Raw genomic sequence first — 26,751 nt, forward strand, 5'->3', positions numbered from 1 at the left:
AGTGTGGTGATACACCACTGGTCCACCACTTATCAGCGCATCAGAAAGCGCACAGCCCGGAGGCTCTAAAATTGGCGCAGCGAATTTCTGGCGCTTATCGGCTGATTACGATCCCATCGATCTACAAAGGGCTGATGTTTTCGCTGGGTGCGGATCGGGCTATGTCGCGATACGTCAACGACGTCTTGCAGCCAAAGGCCGGCATGAAGATGCTGGACGTCGGCTGTGGCCCGGCAAATGTTCTCGCCTATCTCCCCCCGATCGACTACACCGGCATCGATCTGAACGAAAAGCACATCGCCTACGCGCGGGAAGTGTACGGCGACCGTGGCCGCTTCATCGTCGGAAATGTCGCCCATGGTCTGAAGCAGGAGGAACGAGCGTTCCACTTGATAAATGTCTCGGGAGTTCTTCACCACCTTGGCGATGACGAAGCCGCCGCTCTCTTCAGATCGCTGAAGCCTCTCTTGAAGGACGACGGGAAGCTCATCACGCTGGACCCCGTTTGGCTTTCTGGACAGCACACGATAGCGAAGCTCTTCAATTGGCTGGATTCGGGCATGAATATCCGAACTCAAGAGGGTACCTTGGATTGCTGAACGGACTGGACTTTAATGTTCAAACCCGCGTTTTTCGCGATTTGCTCCGAGTTCCATATGACCACGCCGTCATGATTGCCCGAAACGGCTGCCAGACTGGAGTTGCAGATTGACCGACCAGAGGACCAGTGAGAATTTTGCGATCAGGCATGACGGCCGAAATCTTTTCCGAACAATCCAACACCCGTCTCGCTGAGCTGTCATTTGCGCATTTGCATCATACAGTCCTGCTACATCCCGTGGAAGGGTTTTTTCGACCTGATCGGCCGCTGCGAGGAGTATGTCATTTACGACAGTGCGCAATACGTGAAGCGGCACTGGCACAACCGCAACCGCATCAAGACCGCCAACGGCGTGCAGTGGCTCACCATTCCGGTGATCGCGAAGGGGCGGTTCGAACAGCCGATCGATCAGGTCGAAATCGAAAAGCCGTGGGCCGACAAGCATTGGCGAGCGCTCGAACTCGCCTACAAGCGTGCCCCCTTTTTCGAGCAACTCGCGCCCACAGTAAAGGGCTGGTATGAGCGCGCAGACAAGCTGGCGCGTTTGAGCGACGTCAACACGTTGTTCGTGGCCGGTATCGCCGAGCTGCTCGGGCTTACGACCAGGATCGTCAGCGACTCAGCCTATCCCGCGCAAGGCGAGAAAACAGAACGTCTTCTGGCGATCTGCCAGGCCGCCGGAGCCGATCGATACGTCAGCGGCCCCTCGGCCAAAAGTTATTTCGACGAATCGCTGTTCACGTCAGCCGGCATCACACCGGAATGGATGAGCTATGACGGGTATCCGGAGTATCCGCAGCTTCATGGCGCTTTTGAACATGCGGTCACCATACTAGATCTGCTTTTCCATACCGGACAGCAGGCTCCGCGCTACCTCTCCGGCGGATCGAGCGGGCTGACCGCAGGCGGCATTCCAGGCTAAAGCTCCAGCTGGTAGTATCGTCCGGAGCTTTTCCCATTCCTGTCCGAACGTTCACGACTTTGCTCGGAAATAGTCGCGTCACTTTACAGCTAACAAGAAAGTTCCGTCTGCGACTTTGCGCGCCTGCCGTTCTGCAATTACGGGGTAACGCCACTGGCGCAAGCGATACCGTTGCCCCGTATGTATCAATCAGTCGACGGCAACACGACCGACGGCACAGGCGCGTCCGCGGAAATCGATGGACGTTGCCGAATTTTTAAAAATAGCGATTGTATCGTGTTGCTGACACAACCTTAGAGATAGGACATTTAAAGGTCCGATTTTGTTTTGCGTGCGGGCGCAAGCTGCATGTAGGCTGGGAATCCATTCTGCGTTGCCGGCTGCGCGATTGACAGCTTCTCCGCAGCTACTAGTTCTCGTATCACTATTGGCTTGAGGATTCATCGCGATGCGGCAAATCGTCTTGTTTGGCAACGGAGAGATCGCTGAACTCGCCGATTTCTATTTTACCCACGACAGCGAATATGACGTGGTCGGCTTCACGGTCGACGAGGCCTATATCAAGGATACTCAATTTCGTGGACGCCCGCTGGTACCGTTTGAGCGGTTGACGGAGACATTCCCGCCGCTGAATTTTGGTTTGTTCGTCGCTGTAAGCTATTCGGGGATCAACGATTTGCGTGCCGCCAAGGTGGCCGCCGCCCGGAACGCGGGGTACCAGTTGGTGTCTTACGTGAGCAGCCGGGCCACCCTGTTCGCCGGACTGCAGATCCGGGAGAACTGCTTTATCCTTGAGGACAATACCATTCAGCCCTTTGCACAAATCGGCGCCAACGTCACGCTGTGGAGCGGCAACCATATTGGTCACCACTCGGTCATTGAAGACGATGTCTTTATGGCCTCTCATATTGTGATCTCCGGCGGCGTCAGGGTGGGCCAGGGCAGCTTCGTCGGCGTCAACGCCACCTTCCGCGATCACGTCACGGTCGGAAAGAAGTGCGTGATCGGCGCCGGAGCACTGATACTCGAAGATCAGCCCGACTTTTCTGTCATCGCGCCGCGTGGCACCGAACGCTCGCCGGTGCCGAGCACGCGGCTGCGGCGTATCTGAAAGATCCCGGAAATGCGATGGAAGAAACTAGGACGGATTTTCGTAGCCAATGCGCATTCGGAATGGCTGCATAGCCACGGCATCGTCCCGATCGCCCGGACACTGGGCGACTATAGCTACCGGATCTATTTCAGTCCGCGCGACCGAGAGAACCGATCCAACGTCAGTTGGCTCGATATTGATATTCGCGATCCAACCAGGATCTTGCGATGCTCGGATCAGCCTCTGCTGACGCCGGGGCCGCTCGGCTGTTTCGACGACAGCGGCGCCATGGGGTGCTGGATCGTGGAAAATGATGGCGTGGAGCGGCTTTACTATCAGGGATGGAATCTTGGCGCCACCGTCAGCTTCCATGTCGCCGTCGGCATTGCCGAACGTCCTAGCGGGGATCCGGATCGCCCGTTCGAGCGGATCAGCGCCGGGCCCGTGCTCGATCGCTGCATGCAGGAGCCGGTATTCATCGCCGATCCCGCCGTCCTGATTGAAAACGGACGGTGGCGAATGTGGTACCAGTCCGGTCGACCGTGGAGGCAGACTGCCACAAACCCACTGCCCTCCTATGACATCCGCTACGCCGAATCGCCGGACGGCGTTCGCTGGGACCTTGCCGGCGTACAGTCGCTTACCTTCGAGCACCCCGGCGAGGTCGCGATCGCGCGCTTCTGTCCGTTGCGGGAGAACGACGGGAGCTACAAGGCCTGGTATTCGTATCGCGCCGACGATTGGGGATATCGCATCGGCATGGCGATCTCCAAGGACGGCATCAAGTGGGCACGCCGGGACGATGAGGCTGGAATCGAGCGCGATCCGGAGGGCTGGGAAGGATCTATGATCTGCTACCCCTTCGTGTTCGACACCGAGATCGGACGGATGATGCTGTATAATGGCGGCCGTTATGGCGACGCCGGCTTCGGCATTGCCGCGCTGGAGCGCGACTAGACCGTTCGCACGATCACCGTGAATTCGTAAAGACCATAGTCCTGCAGCAACGCCACTGACCGGCCGTAGCGGCGCATGCAGTAGGTCAGCATCTCGCCCGGGTCTGCGTAGTATAGATCGTCGCGCCGCCGATCCGGATCGCTCGACAGACTGAGGACATTGAAGGCAAAGCCACGGCGACCGACGCGCGCGAGGATGTCTATGGTGTCATGGACGTAGCGAGCCCAAGTCTCGGTCGGCACGTCGCCTTTGACATTGAGAATGCCGCTTGCGATCGCGAAGTCCATTGTCTCTGCCGGCTCGGCTCCGACCTGCCATTGGCAATTCGAGGTATTGCCATGCAGTCGCATTGCCTCGGCGATCATGTCAGCCGCCACGTCATAGCCAATGAACGGGCCCTGATGGCCTTCCGCCCGGAGAAAGCGGAGGAAGTCGCCGAAACCGCAGCCGAGGTCAAGGACGGAGGCTTCCCTGTCGCCGGCGATCAGGCGAAGAAATTGCCGATGTCGCAACTCATGCGAACCAGCGCCGTTCCAGTCGACTCCCTGCGGGGTCGGGCCGAACGTCGCAAGCTTGGACGCATAATATGCCGCAACCGTGCTGCGGATCGAAGTGGCTTCGTTCATCACTGGTCGGCTGTCATTTTGGTCGCTTGACGAACAGCCCCTCTCCCCACGCCGGAAAGGTCGAGTTCTCGTCGTACAGGGTGTGGTAGACCGCGTGCTTCTTATCAAATCCCTGGCTGTCCAGAAACTTGACCAGATCTGCCTCGAGCGCGCCATCCTCATACATTTCCACGACATTAACTTCCGAGACGACGACATCGACAGAAGAAAGCAGCTTCTTCGCACCGCGGAACGCGAGAAGTTCGGCGCCCTGAATATCGATGTTGAGGAAGTTGTAGGCGCCAAAAGCCATGTGGTTTTCCTCGAACAGCGCATCGAGCGTGATGGCCGGAACCTGAATCGTCATTGCGGTGTGGAGCGTCTTTACGATTTCATTGAACCGCTTCATCGGGAGAATGCTTGCAGGCTCGGTGCTTCCGGAGCGGCTCGTATGGATATGAAAGTCGATCGCGCCCAACCTGTCGCACACCGCATAATTGAAAATTTTGACTCTGGGATCGTCGCCGAATTTCGAAATCAGAACCTTGCAGCATTCGGGATTCGCCTCAATCAGCATGATGTTTTGAAATCCATAGCTGAAATACTGCGCGACCTCCTGGCCGACGTCGGCGCCTACATGCACGATGCCGGTCTTGGCGAAGCGGCGAAGCTCCTCGTGCTCGAAGATATTCTTGAGATCTTCAAAATGGTCTTGCGCGGTGACGATCGGCATGCTCGGCGATTTCACGTTGCTGCAGTCCCGACCTGCACGGGCTTCGTGGCTTCCGGATTGGGATAATCCGAGCTCACGATGATGGGCAGGATCATCCAGCGCCCGTCATTGCTCTGCCATTCGTAAGCCGCGTCCGGATCAACCGGGTCGACGCCATGATGGATTCCAGGCGACATCACCAGCAGGTCGCCGGGCTTCATGTAGGGATCGACATACTCCTTTTCCGCTCCCGCCGCCGACCGCGCGAAGACGCCGCCCGCTGAATAATCGCGGCCGAATTCGGATGCGGCAACGAGAGTCTGGATCTGGGCATGCTTGCCTACTGGGTCGATGTGTTCGGCCTGATATCCCCCGCCCCTCGGATAGTGGTGAATATTGACGCGCGCGATAAAGCGATCGGACGGGATATTGCCGAGAAACTCTGTTTCCGGGTAGCCCGCCAGAAAATTCTTCATCGCGAAAATGTCCGAGAAGAAGTCGAACTTGTCTTTATTGTGCGGATACCAGCCGTGATAGTAAAAGGCATGCATCTTCTGCTTGACGTGAGCCTTCGGATAGTTGTCGTGCAGCCGATGATAATCCGGACAGTCATCGTGCAGTGGATGCCAGCTTGCGTCTGACGTCATGCCGGTTTGAAACGCGGCATTCCGAAGCTCACGAATGCGGTCGGAATCATAGAAGGCCGTGACCACGAACGCTTCCGGCGCGTTGACGCGTTCCATGAACTCGCCCGCTCGCGAATAAACCAGCTCGTTGAAATCCTGTCGGGATATCTCTGTAACGCGTAGTGGCATTCTTTCCTGGTCCTCAACTGCGCTCTTGGCCGGCAACAAACCTTGAATGATGATGGGCGTCAACCGCGCCGGCTACGGAATGGGCTTGATCCAGCTTGCGGACCTTCGGCTCGGATTGGGCCGCCGGGGTCCGATGGACGCGACGGACCACCGCATAGGGACGACGCTTCGTCTCAGCCAATATGTTGGCAATGTAAATGCCGAAAATTCCGAGAATCAACGTGATCAGACCGCCAAGGAACCAAATGGAAACAATCTGCGAGGTGAAGCCGTCAACGCCGACCCCGGAGGCGAAATACCGGCCGACAAAGTAGACGATGACGAAGAGGGACAGGGCGAAGATCGAGATTCCGAGATACAGGATCAGGTAAAGCAACCTCGTCGAAGTGGTCGTCAGGAACTTGATCGCCATCTCTGTTCGCATGCGGAAGGAGTATGTGGACGGCGAATGATCATGCTTGCGGATCACCACAGGCACCTGCCGGTAGCCGGCCAGCTGCATCAGATGGATCATCATGAATTCACGGTCGAGATGACGAACGAGCGCCCGAACATAGTCGCGCGTCATCAGGCGAGCCACCACGTTGTTCCGCGGAATCTTCTGATCGCTCAGTGCGTCGATCAGGGAAAAGAACAGTTCTCCCGCCACTCGATCGAACCAACCGCCTCGCCGGCTCTCCTGAACACCAAACACGACATCGCAATCGCCCTGCATCAAGCGTTCGTGAAATGGCGTCAGAAGCTCCGGCTCCTCCTCGAGATCGCTGTCGATCAAAAACACGAGATCGCCAGTCGCATGAGCGAGACCAGTCATTAGCGCCTTGTGATGCCCAAAATTGCGCGCAAGATCAATCACCACCACCCGAGGATCCGCCTCATGCAGCGCAAGCGCACGAGCGAGACTGTCGTCCGGCGAACCGTCATTGACCATAACGAGTTCGATGTCGTCGGTAATGAACTCGGCCGCAGCCAACACACGACGGCAAAATTCGTCGATCGTCGATGCCGACTGGTACAGGGTCGTCACGATTGACAGTCTCACGCAGCGTCCTCGTCAGATATCGCGAGCGGTGGGATTTCGTCGCAACTCACGGACCACGTGATGAAAAGCCGGTCTTTTGCGCGTCCGCCTTGCCATGGATTGGGAAGCAGGCGGCCGCGCAAACAAACGGATGCCTGATGCGTCTGTCCCACAATCAGTTTAGGCGACTTGGGTTAGTTGAATCAAGCGTCGTCAGCAATCGGCCTTGGGCGTCCAAGCCCGCGCACGCACGTGCAAAGGAGTGTTCCGAGATAGTTGTCGACAGGCAACAGCAACGCACGGAACTGATCCGGATCGGGAACCGTCCCTCACTATACTGGCTAGTGAAAGATGAAGCCGTTGGCATGTATAGCGACTATTTCGGCTTTCGCCGGCAGTGCATCGGGACCGCTCAATACGTCGATCTGGCTAATCCAATGAACCGCGCCTTGCTCGCTTTGGGTGTCTTGAAACAGCTTAATCAGTTCGCTGTCAAGCGCCGGAAACTCGTTGAGCAACATCGTGCCCCGGTCAGCCGCAATCAACCCGGCGCTCAAGTTTGACCCAAATAGGAAGGTATCGTTTCCTACAACAGTGCCCGCATTTTCTTGCAACGCAAAGGCTAAATTCAGAGCGCTTGTACCGGTCGCAACAAGTGGCGCGGAATGAACGCCAACAACACTGTCGCCATTCAAGTCTTGCTGGAAGTTGGTCTCGGCCGATTGCAGCACCGAGCTCGATCCCGACATCGCGGGAATGTATGAAACGAACTTGCCGCTGCTGTCGGTGGTCCAGAGCGTGTATTGATCAGCACCATTCGCCTTCCAAACGACCTGATAGCCGCCCGAGATTTGTTCTGCCGCTATCGGTGCCCAGCCCGAGATCTGTCCCGCAACAACCGCCGCGCCTAAATACTGCAACTGCGGACCTACGCCGGAATTGTAGAGATAATAGTTGCTTCCAACCTGGGTCAGGCTGGTCGAACCGGACGACTCGATCACGACGGTGGGGATTCCGATCAGGCCATCGCCATTCAGATCTTGCTGGAAGGTGGTCTCCGCGGATTCCAACACCAAACTGGATCCCGGCATCGCGGGAATGTATGAAACGAACTTGCCGCTGCTGTCGGTGGTCCAGAGCGTGTACTGATCGGCACCATTCGCCTTCCAAACGACCTGATAGCCGCCCGAGATTTGTTCTGCCGCTATCGGTGCCCAGCCCGAGATCTGTCCCGCAACAACCGCCGCGCCTAAATACTGCAACTGCGGACCTACGCCGGAATTGTAGAGATAATAGTTGCTTCCAACCTGGGTCAGGCTGGTCGAACCGGATGACTCGATCACGACGGTGGGGATTCCGATCAGGCCGTCGCCATTCAGATCTTGCTGGAAGGTGGTCTCGGCCGATTCCAGCACCGAGCTCGATCCCGACATCGCGGGAATGTATGAAACGAACTTGCCGCTGCTGTCGGTGGTCCAGAGCGTGTATTGATCGGCACCATTCGCCTTCCAAACGACCTGATAGCCGCCCGAGATTTGTTCTGCCGCTATCGGTGCCCAGCCCGAGATCTGTCCCGCAACAACCGGCGCGCCCAAATACTGCAACTGCGGGCCTACGCCCGAATTGTAGAGATAGTAATTGTTCGCAACCTGGGTCAGGCTGGTCGAGCCGAACGACTCAATCACGGCGGTGCGAATTCCGAGCAGGCCATCACCGTTCAGATCTTGCTGGAAGGTGGTCTCGGCGCTTTCCAACACCAAACTGGATCCCGGCATCGCCGGAATGTAGGACACGAACTTGCCGCTGCTGTCGGTGGTCCAGAGCGTGTATTGATCGGCGCCATTGGCCTTCCAGACGACTTGGTAGCCGCCCGAGATTTGTTCCGCCGCGATCGGTGACCAGCCCGAGATCTGCCCCGTCACAACCGGCGCGCCCAAATACTGCAACTGCGGACCTACGCCCGAATTGTAGAGATAGTAGTTGCTGCCGACCTGGGTCAGGTTGGTCGACCCGAACGACTCGATCACCACCGGCGTCGAATAGACGCCTATCAGTTCGGAAAGGGTGATCGCGATATTCCCTGTTAGGTCGATCGCGAAGTCAGCGGCGCCGTCCCCGTTGGTATCGCCTTGCAACGTGGTGATGCCGGTGGCGCTGTTGTAGAAGTAATTGAGTTCGCCGGCCGCGCCGTCGAAAGCCGCGGTCCCGAGGAACTTGAATTGATCGTAGCTGCCGGTGCTGCTGATCGCATCGTATCCACTGAGGTCGATGTGGTCCGCTCCGGATTCGAAATCGGTGATGCGGTCGTGCAGCCCGCTGGTGGCCAAGCTTTCGCCGAGCAGGAATACGAACGTGTCGCCGCTCGCGCCGCCGGTCATCGTGTCGACGCCGATGCCGCCGATCAGCTTGTCGTTACCGGCGCCGCCAATCAGCGTATCGCTGCCGCCTCCGCCCGACAGCGTGCAGCCGGTGTCGCTCGCGGTCAGCTTGTCGTTGCCGCTGCCGCCAATCGCCTTCTCGATGGTCGCGTTGAGCGCGATCCCGATGTTGTTGACGAGGCCGCCGACCGAGGAAAAGGCGCCCGAATGCAGGTCGATGGTCTGCGCCGCCGAATAGCCGGAGCAATCGAGCGTGTCGTTGCCGCCGCTGTCGTAGATCGTCAGCGCCGGCGCCGAGCTGTAGGCAGAGAAGTTGAACACCGCGCCAGCGTTGCTGTTGAAGCCATAGACGGTATCGCCGGTCCTGGTGGTGGTCGCCGCCCCGTAGATCGAAGCCATCGCGTAGATGTCGGCCATTTGCGGCGTGACGACGTAGCGGTACGAACTCCCGGAATAATTCGGCTCCGAGAAATACGACATGATCGAATATTGCCAGGTGTCGTTGGCGTAGGTCGCGTTGGTCGCATACGACGCGCTGCCATTGTACGGCCCCTGATGGCCAAGCCCGAGCGCGTGCCCGACTTCGTGGATGTATGTCTGATAGGCATAGCTGTCGATGCCGGTCTTGCCGTCGTTGGCGCCGCCGTCGGTGGTGACCCAGTCGGAGCTGATCACGATATTCATGGAGGTGATCGCGCCCGAGCCATTCCAGGTCCCGCTCGCATAAGCCTGCATCGTACCGGAATTGCTGAACGTGATGTTCGCCGCGCCGGTCGTCTGGACGAACGTGACGTTGGCGACCTCGGACCACGCCTGCAGCGCCGACTGGGCCAGAAACTTCTCGGCCGAGTTCAGTGCACTGAAATTGTAGGTGATGGTGCTGGAGGCCCAGTGATGAGCGATCGTGCTGTTGTATTGCCAGAAGCCGTTGACGAGGTAGTCGGCCAGCGTCGCGATTGAGGCCACCGGTTTCGCTGCGCTCGTTACGACCGTGGTTACGGTTTCGGCCGCGACGGGGAACTGGTCGCCGTCATCGATCACGAGCGTGTCGTGTACCGGCTCGTGCGGCGGGATGGACGCGTCGCTGCCGGCGTCCGGCGCCGCAAAGGTCCAGACGTCATCGAACGGAGAAAGGTTCTTCTTCATCGAAAAGCCCGTCGGCAGCATGAAAATTGCAAAAGCACACGGGACGCTAGAATCGCTTCGTTAATGCTTGTTTACCAGCAGCCTGTCGCACGCGCTTCAATTTCAACGCATTGCAGCGAAAAGCAAAAAATCTTCGGTATTACCCCGTAGTTTTGCGGAGGTAGGATTCGCTTCGCCGCGCAGGCGGGCTTCCGGCCTGGACCTGCCGCCACACCGTCCCTCAGGCCCGGCCTCCAACAAGCTGTTGGAAATCATCGCCAGATTTGTTTAAGTCAGGCCGGGCTGCCTCCTTCCCATCCGCGAAAATCCAAAAAAATAAGGTTTCTCAATGCCTTTCCCACGCGCTTCGCAGGCCCTTTCCCGCTTCACCGTGCTCGACCTCACCCGCGTTCGCTCTGGGCCCACTTGCGTGCGGCAGCTGGCGGACTGGGGCGCCAATGTCATCAAGATCGACGCGCTGCTGGAAGATGGCGGCGAGCAGCCGGGCGGCCCGCGCCAAGGCTCGGATTTCCAGAATTTGCACCGCAACAAGCGGGCCATGACGCTGAATTTGAAGGACCCCAAGGGCCTGGACGTGTTCAAGCGCCTCGCGGAGCAGGCCGACGTGGTGGTCGAGAACTTCCGTCCCGACGTGAAGGCCAAGCTCGGCATCGACTATGAGAGCCTACGCCGGATCAATCCGCGCCTCGTCTATGGCAGCATCTCCGGCTTCGGCCAGGACGGCCCCTACCACAAGCGACCGGGCTTCGATCAGATCGCGCAGGGCATGGGCGGGCTGATGTCGATCACCGGCGCGCCCGGCGAAGGCCCGATGCGGGTCGGCATCCCCGTCGCCGACCTCACCGCCGGGCTGTTCTGCGCGCTTGGCATCCTGACCGCGCTGCTGGAGCGCGACGTCTCCGGCGAGGGCCAGTGGGTGCAGACCTCGCTGCTGCAGGCGCAGATCTTCATGCTGGATTTCCAGGCCTCGCGCTGGCTGATGGAAAAGGACGTCGCCAGGCAGGCCGGCAACAACCACCCGACCTCGATCCCGACTGGCGTCTTCAAGACCTCCGACGGCTATATCAATATCGCCACCACAGGCGGGCGGATCTGGGAACGCTGCGCGCAGGCGATCGGCGCGCCCGAATTGATCACCAATCCCCATTACGCCACCGCGCCGGCGCGCTCGAAGAACCGCGATGCGCTCAATGCCGCGATCGGCAAGCTCACCGAAAAGAAGTCGACGGAAACCTGGGTCAAGGAATTGAACGAGGCCGGCGTGCCCTGCGGCCCGATCTATTCGATTGACCAGATGTTCGAGGACGCGCAGGTCAAGCACCTCGGCATCGCCCAGCACGTGCCGAACGACGAGAACCGCCACATCCAGCTCGTCGGCCAGCCGGTGTCGCTGTCGCGCACGCCAAGCAGCATGGCCGCGCGGCCGCCGGAATTCGGCGAACAGACCGAAGAGGTGCTGGCCGAGTTCGGCTTCGGCAAGGAAGAGATTTCGGAATTGCGCCAGCGCAGGGTGGTGTGAGAAACGCACCCGTCTTTAGGCGGCGACGCGGCAGGTTCGCGAACAAAAGCCCGGAAACAATGCCGGGCTCTGGCCGCAAGCGTCGTCCCCGCCGATTTGTAATTGACTGACCGTCTGGATGTTGTCGGCGATATGCGAGCCGCAAAGTCGATGATCGAGTTGGCGAGCTGGTTAGGTCGCGGGGGCGTTTGGGTGAATCGTCATCGTTTCTTCCTTCTCATCGCACGTAATCAACCCTGACGCTGTCATCATACGTCAAAACGCCAAGGGCCACCCATCCGGCAAAAATACCGAAAATGATAAGAGCTACTTTGATCCAGTATGCCATTGCCGCAATATGCGCCCCGAATCCCCTGTTTTCCAGTGTGGAAGCCACAATCAAACTGACGCAGTAGCCGCGGGTACCACAGCCGACAAATCGACGAGTGCCGGACGCTGGTCAAAGCGGACGACGCAATAAGCCATCGAATGGAAGCTAGTATTACCAATCCGGCGGATCTACCGCAGGGTATTGCGAGCGCGTGCTCCACGCAATTGCTCACATGAGCGCGCAGCGTCCGGCCGCGGTCTCGGCGTCGCGCTTCAGCGCGCTGTCCGTGCCGGCGAAATGGTTCGGCGGCTGACATGTCGCCGCGATTGGCTACACTGCCCCATCATTTTCCCGTGAAAGGCATTCCATGCGCATCATGATCCTCAATGGCCCGAACCTCAACATGCTCGGCATCCGCGAGCCGCACATCTACGGCTCGACCACGCTTCCCGCCATCAAGGCCTCCTGCGAGGAGTTCGCCGCCTTTGCCGGCGCGGAGCTGGCGTTTCACCAGTCCAACCACGAGGGCGTGCTGGTCGACCTGATCCAATCGGCGCGGACCTCGGCGGATGCCCTCATCATCAACCCCGCCGCCTACTCCTTCACCTCGATTGCGATGTTCGATGCCATGAAGATCTTCGAGGGGCCGATCTACGAGGTGCACATCTCCAATATCCACGCCCGCGACGAGCTGCACCGCCACTCCAAGCTCTCTGCCGCGGTCAAGGGCGTGATCGCCGGCCTCGGCCCCTACGGCTATATCGTGGCCATGCAGGCCGCGCTGCAGGGCGCCGGCAGGCTGCCCGCGGCGCTCCCGGCTGCCCTGCGCGTCGGCCCGAAGTAAGGAATTCCGCCATGCAGGGAGCCGGCTATCTCGCCATCTGGAGCGATCTGACGCCGCAGGACGAAACCGACTGGGCGCACTGGATCACGCGCGAACATGCCGCCGAGCGCGTCGGCATCAACGGTTTTCTGGCCTGCCGCATCTTTCGCGCGCTGGGCGTCGCGGTGAACCGCTACTTCATCCTTTACGAGCTCGAGGATGAGCGCGTCGTCGGCGGGCCGGATTATCTGGCCCGGCTGAACGCACCGACACCATGGTCGCAAGCCATCATGCCCCGGCTCGGCAATTTCGCGCGCGGCGGCGGCCGCGTTGCGGCCTCGGCCGGCATCGGCCAGGGCGGCATCGTCGCTCCGCTGCGCCTAGATGGGGCGCCATCCTGGGATGCTGCTCCGCTTGTCGCCGAGATCGCGCGTCTCGACCGCATTGTCGCCGCGCGCTTGCTGCTCACCGACATCGCACAGACATCGATCAAGACTCGCGAAAAGGGCATGCGGGCCAATGACAGCTCCTTTGCTGCCTTGCTGCTGATTGAGGGACTGGACGAAGCCGCAGTCCGCGATGCCCTCGCTCACCTGCGCAAGACGCTTCCCGCTGAGGATCACGGAGCGATCGACGACCTGCCGCTTTACCGGATCGCCTTCAGCCTGCCGAAGCGGCTCCTGCCGGGCTGAGGCAACTGATGTACATCGACACATAGCAGGTAGCTCTGTCATTCTAGAGCGCGACGACGTCGCGAACCCAGAACTATCTTACCTCCTACGCCGCGTGATCTTTCTCATAGTAGTTGTAAATAGCTAGATCTACTTCGTGTTCGGACATGCGCGCCGCTATTGTCTTGCCCTCATTCACTAGCGAAAATACGGATCTAGCCATGCATTTTCCGCGCCTCGATAGACTCTTTCTGCGCGAGCTCGCGGATCAGCTCGCAATAACCTGCCATGGCTGCGGCAAAATCGAAGCGTTTGGAGACCTCGGTCGCGCGTTCGGCCCGCTGAGGATCCACTGAATTGGCCGCACCACTGATCGCTTTCGCCAGTTCGTCGGCGTTGCCGGGCTCGACGACCCAGCCGACATCATGCTCGGTCACTGTCAGCGCGGCCTCGGCGTCGGGTTCGGAAACCAGGATCACGGGACGGCCGATCGCCAGCAAATTGTAGAACCGGCTGGGCACTGATACGCCGGCGACGTTCCTGCGGTAGGGGATGATCCAGGCGTCCGCGGCCGAAAGAAACGTCTCCAGTTGATCGTCCTCGACGCGATCGACCAGGGTGACGTTCACAAGCCCCGCCTCGGCTTGCATGGCCTTCAACTGGTCAAAACCCACTCCCCAGCCCGACAGCAGGAAGTGAATATCCTTGTCGCCCTGCAACCGGCGCGCCGCCTCGAAGACGATGACAGGATCGTGGGTAAAGCCGAGATTGCCTGACAGCCCGACGACGAAGCGGCCGGAAAGCGAACGACGGTACGGATTATCAGGATCGATCGCGCGAACGCCGCGCGCGAGCGTCGTCCAGTTCGGAATGAAGCGAATCCTGTCACGGCTCACTCCGCCATAGCGCAGCAGCAGCTTTTCGGTGTCGCGGCCGATGATGACGATGGCATCGAGCGCGCGAAACATCGGCGCGTTCAGCGCATGTATTGCCTTCGCCAGCAACGAATGCGGCTTCAGGAGACCTGCCATGATGAGAACGTCGGGATAGAGGTCGTGCATGATCAGCACTGACTTGGCACCTTTTAGTTTGGCGGCCGCGGCGAAGGCATAGGGCAGCATGAACGGTGCAGGCACGGTGAGCGTGACGTCGCCGCGCCGCAGCTTCATTAACAGCGCAATGAAGGTCCTCGCCGTAAACAGCAGTTCAGCCAGGGCGCGCTTGAGCAGCGCGGCCTTGCCTGGCATCCAGTTCCTGACCTCAACGACATCAGGCTTGTCGGCGGACGCGGCGGCGGCGGAGCCCGCCGTTCCCGACAGCACCAAGACGTCGGCCTCCTGCGCCACGCGCCGGGAAATCGACGCCATGATCGCCGCCGTTGTGCTCGGATCCGGCGGATAGTGCTGGCTGACGACGACGACTTTAGCGGACTTTTGTGTCATGGCTTTCGAAACGGTTTGCAAGGCCCGAAGGTCGACCGGCTCCTTCGAGCAAAAAAAGATCAGGCGGCGTTCGAGCCGAACTCGGGCACGGCGTCCTTGAGCACCGCGCGGATGGTGGAGCGGTCATCCCGCGCAATCGCATCCTCCAGCGCCGCGATCCATTTGCGCAGGGTCTGCATCGGCGGCTCGTTGGGCTTGGCGGCCATGATGCCGGCGACTCCGATCTCCACCGTCGGCTCCTCGCTGGCGAACAGGATCTCGTTCAGCCGCTCGCCCGGCCGCATGCCGGTGAACACCACCTCGACATCGATGCCGGGTTCGAGGCCGGACAGGCGGATCATCCGCTCGGCAAGCTCCACGATTTTGACCGGCTGGCCCATGTTGAGGACGTAGACCGAGACGTCGGGCCGTGCCGGTGTCAGCGCATGCGTTGCCGCGGTTAGCACGAGATCGCAGGCTTCGCGGATGGTCATGAAGTAGCGGACCATGTCCGGATGCGTCACGGTGACCGGGCCGCCGGCCTCGATCTGCGCCTTGAATTTCGGCACCACCGATCCGTTCGAAGCCAGCACGTTGCCGAACCGCACCGAGATCAGGCGCATGTGCGGCTTGCCCGCCGATTGCGTCATCAGGTCATGGTCGAGCGCCTGGCAATACATTTCGGCAAAACGCTTGGTCAGGCCGAGCATGGAGACCGGCTCGATCGCCTTGTCGGTCGAGATCATCACCATCGCGGTCGCGCCCGCCGCCTTCGCCGCGTCGGCGACGTTGACCGATCCGAAAATGTTGGTCTTGACGCCCTCGCTCCAGTCGCGCTCCAGAATTGGCACATGCTTCAGCGCGGCGGCATGGAACACGATGTCGGGCTTGAATTCCCGCATCAGGCTCATGATCCGGTCGCGATCGCGGATATCGGCGATCCGGCCTTCGACCACGGCACTGGCCGCGCGCGCCGTCAGCGCCTCCGTCACCGCATAAAGCGCCGGTTCCGAATGTTCGATCACCAACAGCCGCGCGGCGCCGAAGGTCGCGACGCGGTCGCATATCTCCGAACCGATCGAGCCGCCGCCGCCGGTGACGATCACCGCCTTGCCCTTCACCAGCGTTTCAAGCCGCGCGTAATCGATCTTCTCGCTCGGCCGCAGCAGGAGGTCTTCGACGGCGACGTTGGTCAGCCTCGGCACGTCGCCGCTTTCGAGCGACGGCAGCCGGCTGACGAACAGGCCGAGCCGCTTGGCGCGCATCAGCACCGCTTCGGGATGCGCCTCGGGCTCGAACGCCGACGGCGTCATGACGAGCCGCGCAATCGGCTTTCCGCGGCCGGCATAGTCGCGGATCACGTCCTCGACGTCATCGATGCCGCCGAGCACCGGCACGTTGCGGATCGACTGCCCGCGGTCTGCGGCCGACGGCGACAGCACGCCGACCGGCCAGAGTTGCTTGACGGCGCCGCTCTCGATCGCGCGCAGCAGCACCTCCGCGTCGGCGGCGCGGCCGATCAAAAGGGTCACTGAGGCGCCTTCGGTCCGGGCATGGCGGCGAACGCGTGTGTAGCGGAAATAGCGGTAGCCGAAACGGAGGGCGCTCAGCGCGAATATCTGGAGAAACCAGTAGAGAACGATGGTGATGCGGCCGAACAGCACCGGCGCCTTGCTGCTCGATGCCCCGAAGATGAACGCATAGTCCAGCACGATCAGCGCGACCGCCAGAACGCTCGCCACGCGCAGGATGTTCAGCGCGTCGGGAAGCGAAATGAAACGCCATTTCGTCGTCGTCAGGTTGAAGACGTAACAGATCACCACGCTGAAGATGACGAACAGCGGCAGGATGCGCAGCAACAGCGGCAAGCGGGCGTAGAAGGCCTCGCCGCCCTCGAAGCGCAGGTAGAAGCTTGCCAGCAGCGCAAGCGCCGTCGCCAGCGCATCATGCGCTGCGATCAGGAAATTGCGGCGGGTTAGTTGCGAAAGAGGCGTCATTCCAATGGCCGGCTGCGGGAACGATCGGGATTCGCGAGGTGCGTCCCCTCGCCCGCTGATATCTTATCTCCGGCGCGCATGCCAGCGATCACAGCCGGACAATTTCGGAAGGTTCCCCCGCCTCGCCACGGGATCTGGCTTGGAGCACCATACCGCCGGCCACTCCAACGCCGAGCACATACATCCAACCTTCGTGGAAATCGAAGATGTGTGAATTGAATATCGAGGTGAAGATGTTTTGCACCACGACCAACAGTCCGACCCAGGCCACGAGACCCTCGCCGCGGAACAGTCGCAGATGCGCAAACCACATCGCATACAGCACGATTATCCCGGCGGCACCCCACTGAACCGCAACGGCTAGCGTCTGGTTATGAGGATTGCCAATGACCTGGGCCGTGGCGCGATCCGCCCCGCCGCTGGCGGCCCTCTGGAATAGCCCGAGCGTGGCGCCCGTCCCGTTACCGACGACCGGCGAGGCAGCAAAGAACTGCAGAGACTTCCGCCAATATTCCAGCCTCAGCCCGACCGATGTAACCAGATTGTCTTGCTTGTACAGTTGGTAGTCGCTGACGATAGCCGCCGCCTTCCGCTGCAGGAGTGGCGACACGGCAAAAGCCAGTCCCGTCAGGACGACTAATCCGCAGAAGATCATCAGGCTAGCTCGCCATTTTAGGTGAAGCAGTGCGAATACTGCGATCATGACCGGGATCGTGACCATCGCCGTGCGCGAAACGATCACAAAAGACATGTTGACGAGGAAGCCGAACGAGATCACAGCCAGCATCAGCGCCAGCCACCGCCTGTTCGTTTGCAAGAGACGGACGATCGGGTAGGCCAGCGCCACCGCGCAAAGCGCGAATTCCTGGCTCTGGTCGATATAATTCTTGACGAAGATACCGCGCTCTGCCTGCTCGGCAGGCTTCAGCGATAGGCTTGGCTCGATCAGGACGATCCAGGACACTAGCATCAGCAATGTGCACGAAACCAGGAACGCAATAAAGACCCACATTCCGCGCGACGAGCGCTCGAAATGATAGAACAAGCCGGGCAACACCAGAAGCTTGAGAGTGGGACCTACGGCGTAGAGACGCGCGCCCCACGGCGCGTCCGACCAGAGCGTTCCGACGGCGGCAAGACCGGCGAAGCCAAGCGGCAAATAGCAGATCGGTTGCTTCAGCAATTGCGCGAACGCCCGCCAGTCCGTCACCCACGCCAGGGCGCCGAGCCAACAGGACACGAAAATTCCCGGCAGGCTGGTCGACCACGGCAGCGTCAGTACCGCCAGAATCGCGAAAACATCCGCGACCATCATCCGCGTTGCTTGGTCGCGCCAATCCCCCCGTATCCGTGGCTTCGGTACAGGCACCGCACTTACGCCCACGCCCCGCCTCCCCTCGCACGGCCGACCCGCGACGTTGTGCTGTGGCCCGGCAGAATGTCGACGAGGACGACCTCGCCACCGGCGGCCTCGACGATCTCGTGGCCGACGACCTGCTCGCGCGTGTAGTCGCCGCCCTTGACCAGCACGCTCGGCCTCACCTTCGCAATCAATTCGATCGGCGTGTCTTCCTCGAAGATCGCGACGAGATCGACCGCCTCCAGCGCTGCCAGCACTTCGGCCCGTGCCCGCTCGTCCTGCACGGGCCGTCCCTCGCCCTTCAGCCGCCTCACCGAGGCATCGCTGTTGAGGCCGACGATCAGCCGGTCGCAGGCGCCGCGCGTGGCCGTCAGCACCTTGACGCGGCCGGGATGCAGAATGTCGAAGCAGCCATTGGTGAAGCCGATGCGCAGCCCCTGCCTTCGCCAGTCCGAGAGAGGCGCATCGAGATCGCCGCCGGCAGGCACGATCTTTTCCTCCGCCGCCAGCGAAGCATGCGGGAGAATTTTCCGTCGCAGTTCCGCCGGCGTCACGGTAGCGGTGCCCTTCTTGCCGACCGCAACAGCAGCCGCCGCATTCGCCATCCGCAGCGCCGTCTCCCAGTCCGCCCTGGCGGCAAGCGTCAGCGCCAGCGCCGCGGCGACCGTATCGCCCGGGCCGGAGACGTCGCGCACCTTGACCGGCAGCGCCGGCACGTGGATCGCCTCGCCGGCGCGCACCACCAGCGTCATGCCGTGCTCGCTTTGCGTCACCAGCATCGCCTCGCAATCCGCGAGATACATTCGCGTCCTGCGCAGCCTCGGCGATGTTCTGGTCGGTATCGGCATTGCGGTCGCCAACGCATCTTGCGTTGCGATCAGGAAATTGCGACGGGTCAGTTGCGAAAGAGGCGTCATTCCAATGGTCGGCTGCGCAAAAGCGGGCGGATTCGTAGGGCGTCCCGAGTCCGCTGATATCTTATCTCTGGCGTGCATGCCAGCGATCATGACGGGATAATCGGGAAGGGTTCCACAGCCTCGCCGGGTGCGAGGAGCGAATCGACGACTATCCGCTGAAGAGCGATGGCGGAACGACTGTCCGCCCGGCGACGCCTTCGCTGGCCGCAACATTCACGTGACGCTGCGAGAACTTGAACTCGCCCAGCGCGGATGGGGAAGGCAGCTCGCTTTGCGCCAGAAGCAGTCGCCCCGGCCCACCACATTTCGGCTACAATAAAGGAGGCATACTGTCTCCCTACTCTACCGGTTGAACACTAGCCTTTCGTTCGATCCCTCGGCTGCTTCGCGAAAAGAGGAGCATAACCATGGCGATAACGACGCTGAAGGTTTTGGCGGGCCTCCTACAACTGCACGGGCCAGGCGCAACAATACAGAGCGATCATCAAGGCATCGACGCGTTGCTGAGTGACCTGCGCGGCCAGGGTACCGACCCTGTGGCTACCGAAATTGCCTTCAGACGAGGGGCATTTGCCAAAGGGGCGCGTGCAGGCGCCTTTCGCAGGGCCGGATATGCTCCGGGTGTGGGCGCGTTCCGCAGAGGCGGATTTGTCCGAGGATACTAGACCAGTCGAAGACTGGTAATCATTTCATCCAGCCCATTTCGGTGCCGGCATGTCGGCTGACGATTCAGATTCTTCGGATTCTGCTGCCTTTCAAGACCAGCCGATCACCCAGTTGCTGGTCAAGGTGGCGACGAGATGCAACATTGATTGCTCCTATTGCTATTGGTTCCGCGACGCGGCTGTCTACGACAAGCCGAAGCTGATGAGCAGCCACGTGCTGCATCAATTATTGCAGCGCATCGAACAGCATGTCGCGAGCAACTCCCTGGTCGATTTTCCGATCGTTCTGCACGGCGGCGAGCCCTTGTTGTGGCGCGTTGAGAATTTCCACCGTTTTGCCGAGGCCTGTGAAGACATTTCATCACGAACAGGCTGCGAAATACCCATCGCGGTCACAACCAACGGCATACTGATCGACGAGGAATGGCTGGACTGCTTCGAGACGCGCAACATCTCGGTTGCGATCAGCCTTGATGGACCAGAACATATTCACGACATTCACCGCCGCACGTTTCGAGGCACAGGCACCCACGCCGCAGTGGAACGTGCCGCCCGCATGCTGGTATCGCGCGACATTGGCGTAATGGCGTTGGCCGTCTGCAATCCCGCCTACCCGCCGGCACAGTATGTCGAGTTCTTCGCAGCATGCGGGATATCAAGCTATGACATCATGATCCCCGATGCGACGGTGGATGAGAAGCCGGCATCCATCGCCTCGTTCTATAATGGTCTGCTCGACGTGTGGCTGGCGGCCAATCGCAGTGCGCCGACAACCAATATCCGGATCATTTCGGACATGATCACCGCCCTGCTCGGCAACAATTCGCCCACCGAGGGCGTGGGCCACAAGCCCGTCGAACTTTGCACCGTCATGACCGATGGCACCGTGGAGGCTCACGATGTGTTGCGGATTGCGGGCGACGGATTCACGCAGACCAGGTTCAACATCTTCGATCATGCCATCGACGACGTCAGAAACGAGAGTCGCTGGAAAGCCGCGCGCGATGCTTCAATCCATCTTTGCGAAAAGTGCCTACAGTGCAAGTTCATGAACGCCTGCGGCGGAGGCTATCTTCCGCATCGTTTTTCCCGGCAGAATGGTTACGACAATCCGTCGGTCTATTGCGACGACCTCTATTCGATGTTTGAGAACATGCAATCCGTATTGGAAAGCCATCTTTACGTCAGCAAGCCTGGTGGGGAACGCATCAATCTGCGAGAGTCGTTGCCAGGCACTCGATTGGAGGTTTGACGGGCGCGCCTCTTGCGCGTCAGGGCACGACGGGCAAATCATTTCTGATTTCCAGAAATCGTGTCAAGCATGGAAATCAAAAATATTCCGCTTTCGTTCCTACCCAAATCAGTCGCATAACTGCGCCCGTCTCACGGCAGATGAGGGGCGCTTCGCGATCGTCACGAACGTGCGGTGAGATGCGATGGACGCTGATGTCACGACGACGTACGTGACGTGAGGCGTACGGCGAAGTCGTGTGGTTCGGACGCCGCGGTGCTGGCGTTAAGTTTCACGAGTTGTCTCGTGAAGCGACGGAGGCAAAAGAGCCGTTCTCCGGGAAGAGCACGAAGTAAGCCGTAAAGCCATTGCGCAGGGAAGGCCGGGATGCCCCGCTGTACCTGTATGCTCGTGTGCGTTTCTTGCTATGCGCAACGGCACACGAGACCTCGGGTGCAGCAAGCACCCGGTCTTCCCTGCGCCCTCTGATCTTCAGGTGGGCAAAGAAGATGCAAACCTCGGGCAGAACGTGCCGCGAGAATGCGACCTCATACTCCGTTGTCATCGCACGGCTTGACCGGGCGACCCAGTATTCCAGAGACGTCAGTGATTGAACCGACAAGCCGCGGCGTACTGGATCCCCGCATGCGCGGGGATGACGATCCGTCTCGCGTCAAACGCCTGTGCCTACGCCTTCGCCGGCCGCAACATGCGCGAGATGCCGCTGAACGCCTTGTCGATGATCGGCCAGAACAGCAAGATGATCGCCAGCGTCGTGATCGAACCGACCAGGCCATTCGACCAGAACACCTTCATGTCGCCGCCGGAGCCGATCATCGACAGGCGGAACGCGTCCTCGGCGCGGTTGCCGAGCACCAGCGCCAGCGTGAACGGCGCCAAGGGAATGCCGATCTTCTTGAAGACGTAACCGACGACGCCAAAGCCCAGCATCAGCCAGATGTCGAACATCGCATTCTGGATCGCAAAGGCGCCGATCGCGCAGGACACCACGATCATCGGCGCCACCGCGGCGAACGGCACCCGCAGGATGGAGGCAAAGATCGGCACCGTCGTCAGCACCAGCACGAGGCCGACGACATTGCCAAGATACATCGACGCGATCAGGCCCCAGACGAAATCCTTGTGCTCGACGAACAGCAATGGACCGGGGTTGAGGCCCCACACCATCAAGCCGCCGAGCAGGATCGCCGCGGTGCCGGAGCCGGGAATACCGAGCGCCAGCATCGGCAGCAGCGCCGCGGTGCCGGAGGCGTGCGCGGCCGTCTCCGGCGCGAACACGCCCTCGATGCGACCCTTGCCAAAGCTGTCCGGGTCCTTGGAGAAACGCTTGGCAAGGTTGTAGCCCATGAACGATGCGGCGATCGCGCCGCCCGGCGTGATGCCGAGCCAGCAGCCGATGAACGAGGAACGAAGCAGCGTCACCCAGTATTTCGGCAGGTCCTTCCACACCGACAGCACGACGCGCAGGGAGATGCCGGCGGCATGGCCGCGCAGCGCGAGGCGCTCCTCCATCGTGAGCAGGATTTCGCTGATGCCGAACAGGCCGATGACTGCAACGAGGAAGTTGACGCCGCGGAGCAGCTCGGCCGAACCGAACGTCATGCGCAACTGGCCGGACACGGTATCCATGCCGATACCGGCGAGCAGCAGGCCGAGCGACATCGAAATGACAGTCTTGTGCTTGGCCTCGCGGCCGAGCCCGACAAAGGAGCAGAAGGTGAGCAGGTAAACCGAGAAAAATTCCGGCGGCCCGAACCTCAGCGCGAACGAGGAGATCATCGGCGCAAGGAAGGTGATCAGCATCACCGCGACCAGCGAGCCGATGAAGGACGAGGTGAAGGCCGCCGTAAGCGCTTCAGCCGCCCTGCCCTGTTGCGCCATCGGATAACCGTCGAAGGTGGTCGCGACCGACCACGCCTCGCCCGGGATATTGAACAGGATCGAGGTGATGGCGCCGCCGAACAGCGCGCCCCAATAGATGCAGGACAGCATCACGATCGCCGACGTCGGATCCATCGAGAACGTCAGCGGCAGCAAGATGGCGACGCCGTTGGGGCCGCCGAGGCCGGGCAGCACGCCGACGAAAATGCCGAGCACGAGGCCGGTCATCATCAACAGCAGCGTCTTCCAGGTCAGCAGCACGGCAAAACCGTGCATCAAGAGGCCGATGGCTTCCATGGCGTTAGTCCCATCGCCTCGTTAGCGGCCGAGCGCCGCTTCGAGCGGGCCCTTGGGCATGATGACATCGAAGGCGACATCGAAGGTCACGAACATCGCGGCGGTGAAAACAAAGGCGGTGAGCAGCGACTTCCACCACGCGATCTTGCCGACGAAATACATGAAGCCGGAGATCAACAGGAAGCTCGCAACATAGAGCCCGAGAAATTGCGTGGCGAGGCAGAACAGAATCGTCGGCACGAACACCGCCATCACGCGGCGAAGCTGCGCCCGCGTCACGAAGCTTTCAGTGGCCTCCGTGCGCGACAGGAACGCGGCGACCAACCCGTAGAGACTGGCGCCACCGAGGATGATCGAAAGGTAGAACGGGAAATAGCCGGGCTGCGGACCGGTGGATTCCCAACCAGCTCCAGCGCGCCAGTTGTCAAGACCGAGCGTGATTGCGAGTGCGAGCAGCAGCAGCGAGACGACCACGTCAACGACGCGAACGCTCACCACTTGAGGCGAGTTGGCCTCCGGCGCGGTCGGATCCTCGACGACGATTTCGATGTCGGTATTGGACATGGAGACGGTGACCCCCGATGCGGCAGACGCAAACGGGGATACGTGCCGACGCCGCTGGCGTCAATGTCCGGCGCTGCGCTCCGGGAATGCGCTCGCAAGTGCAGCACGATCGGGACGCAGCAGTCCGCGCTCGGTGATCAGCCCCGTAACCAGCCGTGCCGGCGTGACGTCGAAGGCGTAATTGGCCACCGGCGAGCCGTCGGGAACCACGCGTACGGTCTCAACGCGCCCGTCCGCGGTGCGGCCGGACATGGTCGTCACTTCGTCGGCGCTGCGCTGCTCGATCGGGATCTGCCTGAGACCGTCGTCGATACTAAAGTCGATGGTCGGCGACGGCAGTGCAACATAGAACGGCACGCCGTTGTCGTGCGCGGCAAGCGCCTTCAGATAGGTCCCGATCTTGTTGCAGACATCGCCATTGGCCGCCACCCGGTCAGTGCCGACGATCGCCAGATCGACCATGCGGTGCTGCATCAGATGACCGCCGGTGTTGTCGGGGATCACCGTGTGCGGGACGCCGTGGTGGCCGAGTTCCCAGGCGGTCAGCGAAGCCCCCTGATTGCGCGGACGTGTTTCGTCGACCCAGACATGGACCTTCACGCCGCGATCATGCGCCAGATAGATCGGCGCCGTCGCCGTGCCCCAGTCGACTGTGGCGAGCCAGCCGGCGTTGCAATGGGTCAGGACGTTGACTACCTCGCCCGGCCGCTTGCCCGCGGCGATCTGTTCGATCAGCGCCAGACCATGCCGGCCGATCCCCTGATTGATCGCAACATCCTCGTCGGCGATTTCGACCGCCCGCCGGTAGGCAGCCGCGACCCGCTCCGATGCCGGCAACGGGCGCAGCAGGCGCGCCATCTCATCGAGCGCCCATTTCAGGTTGATCGCGGTCGGCCGGGCCGCCAGCAGCATAGTGTAGGCGCGATCGAGCGCCGCATCGGAAGCATCGGCCCGCATGGCAAGCGCCACGCCAAAGGCCGCCGTCGCGCCGATCAGCGGCGCGCCGCGCACCAGCATGGAACGGATGGCCTCGGTCGCGTCCTCGGCGTTGGTGATGCGCGCCACCACGAATTCATGCGGCAGCCGGCGCTGGTCGATCGCGCCGACGGTCCAGCCATCGTCCTCGAGCCAGATACTGCGAAAATGCCGGCCGTCGACCTTCATGTCCTACGCCCTTCGCGTCGCGCGCCCGCTGGGAGACATCCTCACGACCGGAGCACCCTGCCCGCCACCGCATCGAGCTTGGCGAGCAATTTGGCATCGCGTGCTTCCGGCGCCGTGATCAAGGCGGTGTCGAGCGCCTTGTCCGATCCAACGGGACAGGGCTCATGCTCACGCGGGAAATCCCTGGCAAGACGCGCGACCAGCGCCTTGGCCTTGCCGGCATTCGAGTTCAGCACGCGAATGATATCCTGCACGGTGACGGCGTCATGATGCGGATGCCAGCAATCGTAATCGGTGACCATCGCCACGCTGGCGTAGCAGATCTCGGCCTCGCGCGCGAGCTTGGCCTCGGGCATGTTGGTCATGCCGATCACAGCATAGCCTTGCGCCTTGTAGGTCAGGCTCTCGGCGAGGCTGGAGAACTGCGGCCCTTCCATGCACACATAGGTGCCGCCCTGCACCGCCGCGATGCCTTCGGCCTTGGCGGCTGCGGCCAGATGCACGTGCAGCCGCGGCGACACCGGATGGGCCATCGAGACGTGGGCCACGCAGCCCTTGCCGAAGAACGAAGTCTCGCGCTTGTAGGTGCGGTCGACGAACTGATCGACCAGCACGAAAGTGCCGGGCGCCAGCTCCTCCTTGAACGAGCCGCAGGCCGAGAGCGAAACCAGGTCGGTAACCCCCGCCCGCTTCAACACGTCGATATTGGCGCGGTAGTTGATGTCGGAGGGCGACAGCACGTGTCCCTTGCCGTGCCGCGGCAGAAACACGATCGGAAGCCCGGCGATGACACCGCGCGTCAGCGGTGCGGACGGCTCGCCCCAGGGGCTCTCGACGGTCTCCTCGCGGACGTCTTCCAGCCCCGGCAGGTCGTAGATGCCGGATCCGCCGATGATGCCAAGCACGGCGCGCGTCATGACTTCTCCCGATCAGCAGTTCACAGGGATGTTCGACTATACTGCGACGCAATAATCAAGCATTGTCCACCCCCTTCAAGAGGGCTTGACATGCCGACCACCAAGGACCGGGACAAACGCCAGTCGATCATCGACGCCTGCCTGCGCATGAATGCGCTCGGCATCAACCAGGGAACGTCAGGCAATATCAGCCTGCGCCATGGCGATGGCATGCTGATCACGCCCACCAGCACCCCCTACGAGGCAATGAAGCCCGACCAGATCGTTTACATGCATCTCGACGGCAATCACGATCCCTCGCAACGGCCGTCGAGCGAATGGCGCTTTCACCGCGACATCCTCAAGGCCCGCCCGGAGGTACAGGCGATCGTCCACGCCCATCCGCCCTACTCGACCATGCTGGCGATCATGGGCATGGAGATTCCGCCCGTGCACTACATGGTCGCCGTCGCCGGTGGCGACACCATCCGCTGCGCGCCCTATGCGACCTTCGGCACCCAGGAGCTGTCAGAACACGCCGTGCGCGCGCTGGAGGGACGGCTGGCCTGCCTGCTCGAGCATCACGGCATGATCGCGGTCGGGCCGTCGCTCTCAAAGGCGATGTGGCTGGCGGTCGAGGTCGAGACGCTGGCGCGCCAATATCACGGCTGCCTGCAGATCGGCCCGCCGCCACTCCTCTCAAAGGAGGAAATCGAGAAGGTACGCCTCCGCATGGCCGGATACGGCCACGCGGAGGAGTAGCA

21 protein-coding genes and 1 pseudogene are annotated in these 26,751 nt (G+C 61.1%); 9 read left to right on the top strand and 13 right to left on the bottom strand.

Going from position 1 to position 26,751, the window contains the following annotated elements; all coding sequences use genetic code 11:
* The first annotated feature begins 71 nt into the window (after window positions 1-71).
* From ACH79_RS41520 to ACH79_RS41535, 4 genes are all read left to right on the top strand, one after another.
* The gene (locus ACH79_RS41520; protein WP_161855915.1) at window positions 72-599 is read left to right on the top strand and encodes a bifunctional 2-polyprenyl-6-hydroxyphenol methylase/3-demethylubiquinol 3-O-methyltransferase UbiG; all 528 of its coding nucleotides are present in this window, start codon (window positions 72-74) and stop codon (window positions 597-599) included.
* Window positions 600-803: 204 nt separating this feature from the next.
* The gene (locus ACH79_RS41525) at window positions 804-1,523 is read left to right on the top strand and encodes a WbqC family protein (protein ID WP_161855916.1); all 720 of its coding nucleotides are present in this window, start codon (window positions 804-806) and stop codon (window positions 1,521-1,523) included.
* 448 nt (window positions 1,524-1,971) lie between these two features.
* Window positions 1,972-2,634 carry an acetyltransferase gene (locus ACH79_RS41530; protein ID WP_161855917.1) on the top strand — a complete coding sequence of 221 codons (663 nt, stop codon included), beginning with the start codon at window positions 1,972-1,974 and terminating at the stop codon, window positions 2,632-2,634.
* Window positions 2,635-2,646: 12 nt separating this feature from the next.
* Window positions 2,647-3,573: a hypothetical protein gene (locus tag ACH79_RS41535; RefSeq protein ID WP_161855918.1), complete on the top strand. Its 927-nt coding sequence runs from the start codon at window positions 2,647-2,649 to the stop codon at window positions 3,571-3,573.
* Here ACH79_RS41535 and ACH79_RS41540 read toward each other — a convergent pair.
* The 5 genes from ACH79_RS41540 to ACH79_RS41560 all read right to left on the bottom strand — a co-directional run bounded on the left by ACH79_RS41540 (window position 3,570) and on the right by ACH79_RS41560 (window position 10,250).
* Window positions 3,570-4,199 (bottom strand): class I SAM-dependent methyltransferase, encoded by a 630-nt coding sequence (locus ACH79_RS41540; RefSeq protein ID WP_161855919.1) that lies wholly within the window; start codon window positions 4,197-4,199, stop codon window positions 3,570-3,572. The genes ACH79_RS41535 and ACH79_RS41540 overlap by 4 nt on opposite strands.
* A 13-nt stretch (window positions 4,200-4,212) precedes the next feature.
* Window positions 4,213-4,926 carry an FkbM family methyltransferase gene (locus tag ACH79_RS41545; RefSeq protein ID WP_161855920.1) on the bottom strand — a complete coding sequence of 238 codons (714 nt, stop codon included), beginning with the start codon at window positions 4,924-4,926 and terminating at the stop codon, window positions 4,213-4,215.
* Window positions 4,923-5,768, bottom strand: a complete 846-nt coding sequence (locus ACH79_RS41550) for a hypothetical protein (protein WP_161855921.1) — start codon at window positions 5,766-5,768, stop codon at window positions 4,923-4,925. Before ACH79_RS41550 ends, ACH79_RS41545 begins: the two co-directional genes overlap by 4 nt.
* A complete protein-coding gene (locus ACH79_RS41555; protein WP_246738342.1) occupies window positions 5,719-6,732 on the bottom strand; it encodes a glycosyltransferase family 2 protein in 1,014 nt (337 codons plus the stop codon). The genes ACH79_RS41550 and ACH79_RS41555 overlap by 50 nt, the downstream gene beginning before the upstream one ends.
* A 335-nt stretch (window positions 6,733-7,067) precedes the next feature.
* On the bottom strand, window positions 7,068-10,250 hold the full coding sequence (locus ACH79_RS41560) for a M10 family metallopeptidase C-terminal domain-containing protein (protein WP_161855923.1): 3,183 nt from the start codon (window positions 10,248-10,250) through the stop codon (window positions 7,068-7,070).
* 328 nt (window positions 10,251-10,578) lie between these two features.
* On the opposite strand from ACH79_RS41560, the gene ACH79_RS41565 reads away from it, so the two are divergent.
* The 3 genes from ACH79_RS41565 (at window position 10,579) to ACH79_RS41575 (ending at window position 13,594) form a co-directional block, all read left to right on the top strand.
* Complete coding sequence (locus tag ACH79_RS41565; protein WP_161855924.1) at window positions 10,579-11,769, top strand: CaiB/BaiF CoA-transferase family protein; 1,191 nt, start codon at window positions 10,579-10,581, stop codon at window positions 11,767-11,769.
* Between the two features lie 677 nt (window positions 11,770-12,446).
* Entirely contained in the window at window positions 12,447-12,923 is a 477-nt protein-coding gene (locus ACH79_RS41570) for a type II 3-dehydroquinate dehydratase (protein ID WP_246738343.1), read from the top strand.
* Window positions 12,924-12,934: 11 nt separating this feature from the next.
* Entirely contained in the window at window positions 12,935-13,594 is a 660-nt protein-coding gene (locus ACH79_RS41575) for a hypothetical protein (RefSeq protein ID WP_161855925.1), read from the top strand.
* A 194-nt stretch (window positions 13,595-13,788) separates the two neighbouring features.
* On the opposite strand, the gene ACH79_RS41580 is transcribed toward ACH79_RS41575, so the two are convergent.
* The 4 genes and pseudogenes from ACH79_RS41580 to rfaE2 all read right to left on the bottom strand — a co-directional run.
* Window positions 13,789-15,015, bottom strand: coding sequence for a glycosyltransferase family 4 protein (locus ACH79_RS41580; protein WP_161855926.1), 1,227 nt, complete (start codon window positions 15,013-15,015; stop codon window positions 13,789-13,791).
* A 59-nt stretch (window positions 15,016-15,074) separates the two neighbouring features.
* Window positions 15,075-16,991, bottom strand: coding sequence for an SDR family NAD(P)-dependent oxidoreductase (locus ACH79_RS41585; protein WP_161855927.1), 1,917 nt, complete (start codon window positions 16,989-16,991; stop codon window positions 15,075-15,077).
* 88 nt (window positions 16,992-17,079) lie between these two features.
* Entirely contained in the window at window positions 17,080-18,303 is a 1,224-nt protein-coding gene (locus ACH79_RS41590) for an O-antigen ligase (RefSeq protein ID WP_246738344.1), read from the bottom strand.
* A 62-nt stretch (window positions 18,304-18,365) separates the two neighbouring features.
* Window positions 18,366-19,197: pseudogene (gene rfaE2, locus ACH79_RS41595) on the bottom strand (D-glycero-beta-D-manno-heptose 1-phosphate adenylyltransferase); the annotation flags it as partial.
* A 785-nt stretch (window positions 19,198-19,982) separates the two neighbouring features.
* On the opposite strand from rfaE2, the gene ACH79_RS41600 reads away from it, so the two are divergent.
* On the top strand, window positions 19,983-21,185 hold the full coding sequence (locus ACH79_RS41600) for a radical SAM protein (protein WP_161855929.1): 1,203 nt from the start codon (window positions 19,983-19,985) through the stop codon (window positions 21,183-21,185).
* A 666-nt stretch (window positions 21,186-21,851) separates the two neighbouring features.
* On the opposite strand, the gene ACH79_RS41605 is transcribed toward ACH79_RS41600, so the two are convergent.
* The 4 genes from ACH79_RS41605 to ACH79_RS41620 are packed head-to-tail and all read right to left on the bottom strand — an operon-like array spanning window position 21,852 to window position 26,008.
* Window positions 21,852-23,363 (bottom strand): tripartite tricarboxylate transporter permease, encoded by a 1,512-nt coding sequence (locus ACH79_RS41605; protein ID WP_161855930.1) that lies wholly within the window; start codon window positions 23,361-23,363, stop codon window positions 21,852-21,854.
* Window positions 23,364-23,384: 21 nt separating this feature from the next.
* Window positions 23,385-23,927, bottom strand: a complete 543-nt coding sequence (locus ACH79_RS41610; protein WP_161855931.1) for a tripartite tricarboxylate transporter TctB family protein — start codon at window positions 23,925-23,927, stop codon at window positions 23,385-23,387.
* A gap of 60 nt (window positions 23,928-23,987) precedes the next feature.
* Window positions 23,988-25,091, bottom strand: coding sequence for an S-methyl-5-thioribose-1-phosphate isomerase (gene mtnA / locus ACH79_RS41615; RefSeq protein WP_161855932.1), 1,104 nt, complete (start codon window positions 25,089-25,091; stop codon window positions 23,988-23,990).
* A 41-nt stretch (window positions 25,092-25,132) separates the two neighbouring features.
* Entirely contained in the window at window positions 25,133-26,008 is an 876-nt protein-coding gene (locus ACH79_RS41620; protein WP_161855933.1) for an S-methyl-5'-thioadenosine phosphorylase, read from the bottom strand.
* Between the two features lie 90 nt (window positions 26,009-26,098).
* Here ACH79_RS41620 and ACH79_RS41625 point away from each other — a divergent pair, with 90 nt between their 5' ends.
* Window positions 26,099-26,749, top strand: coding sequence for a class II aldolase/adducin family protein (locus ACH79_RS41625; protein ID WP_161855934.1), 651 nt, complete (start codon window positions 26,099-26,101; stop codon window positions 26,747-26,749).
* Window positions 26,750-26,751 lie beyond the last annotated feature (2 nt).

Origin of the sequence: Bradyrhizobium sp. CCBAU 051011 (genome assembly GCF_009930815.1) — a bacterium.
Lineage (GTDB): Bacteria > Pseudomonadota > Alphaproteobacteria > Rhizobiales > Xanthobacteraceae > Bradyrhizobium.

Coding starts and splice junctions, on each gene's coding strand:
- ACH79_RS41530 (WP_161855917.1), top strand. CDS start 1,972: ATGCGGCAAATCGTCTTGTTTGGCAACGGAGAGATCGCTGAACTCGCC.
- ACH79_RS41575 (WP_161855925.1), top strand. CDS start 12,935: ATGCAGGGAGCCGGCTATCTCGCCATCTGGAGCGATCTGACGCCGCAG.
- mtnA (WP_161855932.1), bottom strand. CDS start 25,091: ATGAAGGTCGACGGCCGGCATTTTCGCAGTATCTGGCTCGAGGACGAT.
- ACH79_RS41585 (WP_161855927.1), bottom strand. CDS start 16,991: ATGACGCCTCTTTCGCAACTAACCCGCCGCAATTTCCTGATCGCAGCG.
- ACH79_RS41570 (WP_246738343.1), top strand. CDS start 12,447: ATGCGCATCATGATCCTCAATGGCCCGAACCTCAACATGCTCGGCATC.
- ACH79_RS41565 (WP_161855924.1), top strand. CDS start 10,579: ATGCCTTTCCCACGCGCTTCGCAGGCCCTTTCCCGCTTCACCGTGCTC.
- ACH79_RS41610 (WP_161855931.1), bottom strand. CDS start 23,927: ATGTCCAATACCGACATCGAAATCGTCGTCGAGGATCCGACCGCGCCG.
- ACH79_RS41560 (WP_161855923.1), bottom strand. CDS start 10,250: ATGAAGAAGAACCTTTCTCCGTTCGATGACGTCTGGACCTTTGCGGCG.
- ACH79_RS41620 (WP_161855933.1), bottom strand. CDS start 26,008: ATGACGCGCGCCGTGCTTGGCATCATCGGCGGATCCGGCATCTACGAC.
- ACH79_RS41535 (WP_161855918.1), top strand. CDS start 2,647: ATGCGATGGAAGAAACTAGGACGGATTTTCGTAGCCAATGCGCATTCG.
- ACH79_RS41540 (WP_161855919.1), bottom strand. CDS start 4,199: ATGAACGAAGCCACTTCGATCCGCAGCACGGTTGCGGCATATTATGCG.
- ACH79_RS41590 (WP_246738344.1), bottom strand. CDS start 18,303: ATGGTCGCGGATGTTTTCGCGATTCTGGCGGTACTGACGCTGCCGTGG.
- ACH79_RS41605 (WP_161855930.1), bottom strand. CDS start 23,363: ATGGAAGCCATCGGCCTCTTGATGCACGGTTTTGCCGTGCTGCTGACC.
- ACH79_RS41600 (WP_161855929.1), top strand. CDS start 19,983: ATGTCGGCTGACGATTCAGATTCTTCGGATTCTGCTGCCTTTCAAGAC.
- ACH79_RS41580 (WP_161855926.1), bottom strand. CDS start 15,015: ATGACACAAAAGTCCGCTAAAGTCGTCGTCGTCAGCCAGCACTATCCG.
- ACH79_RS41625 (WP_161855934.1), top strand. CDS start 26,099: ATGCCGACCACCAAGGACCGGGACAAACGCCAGTCGATCATCGACGCC.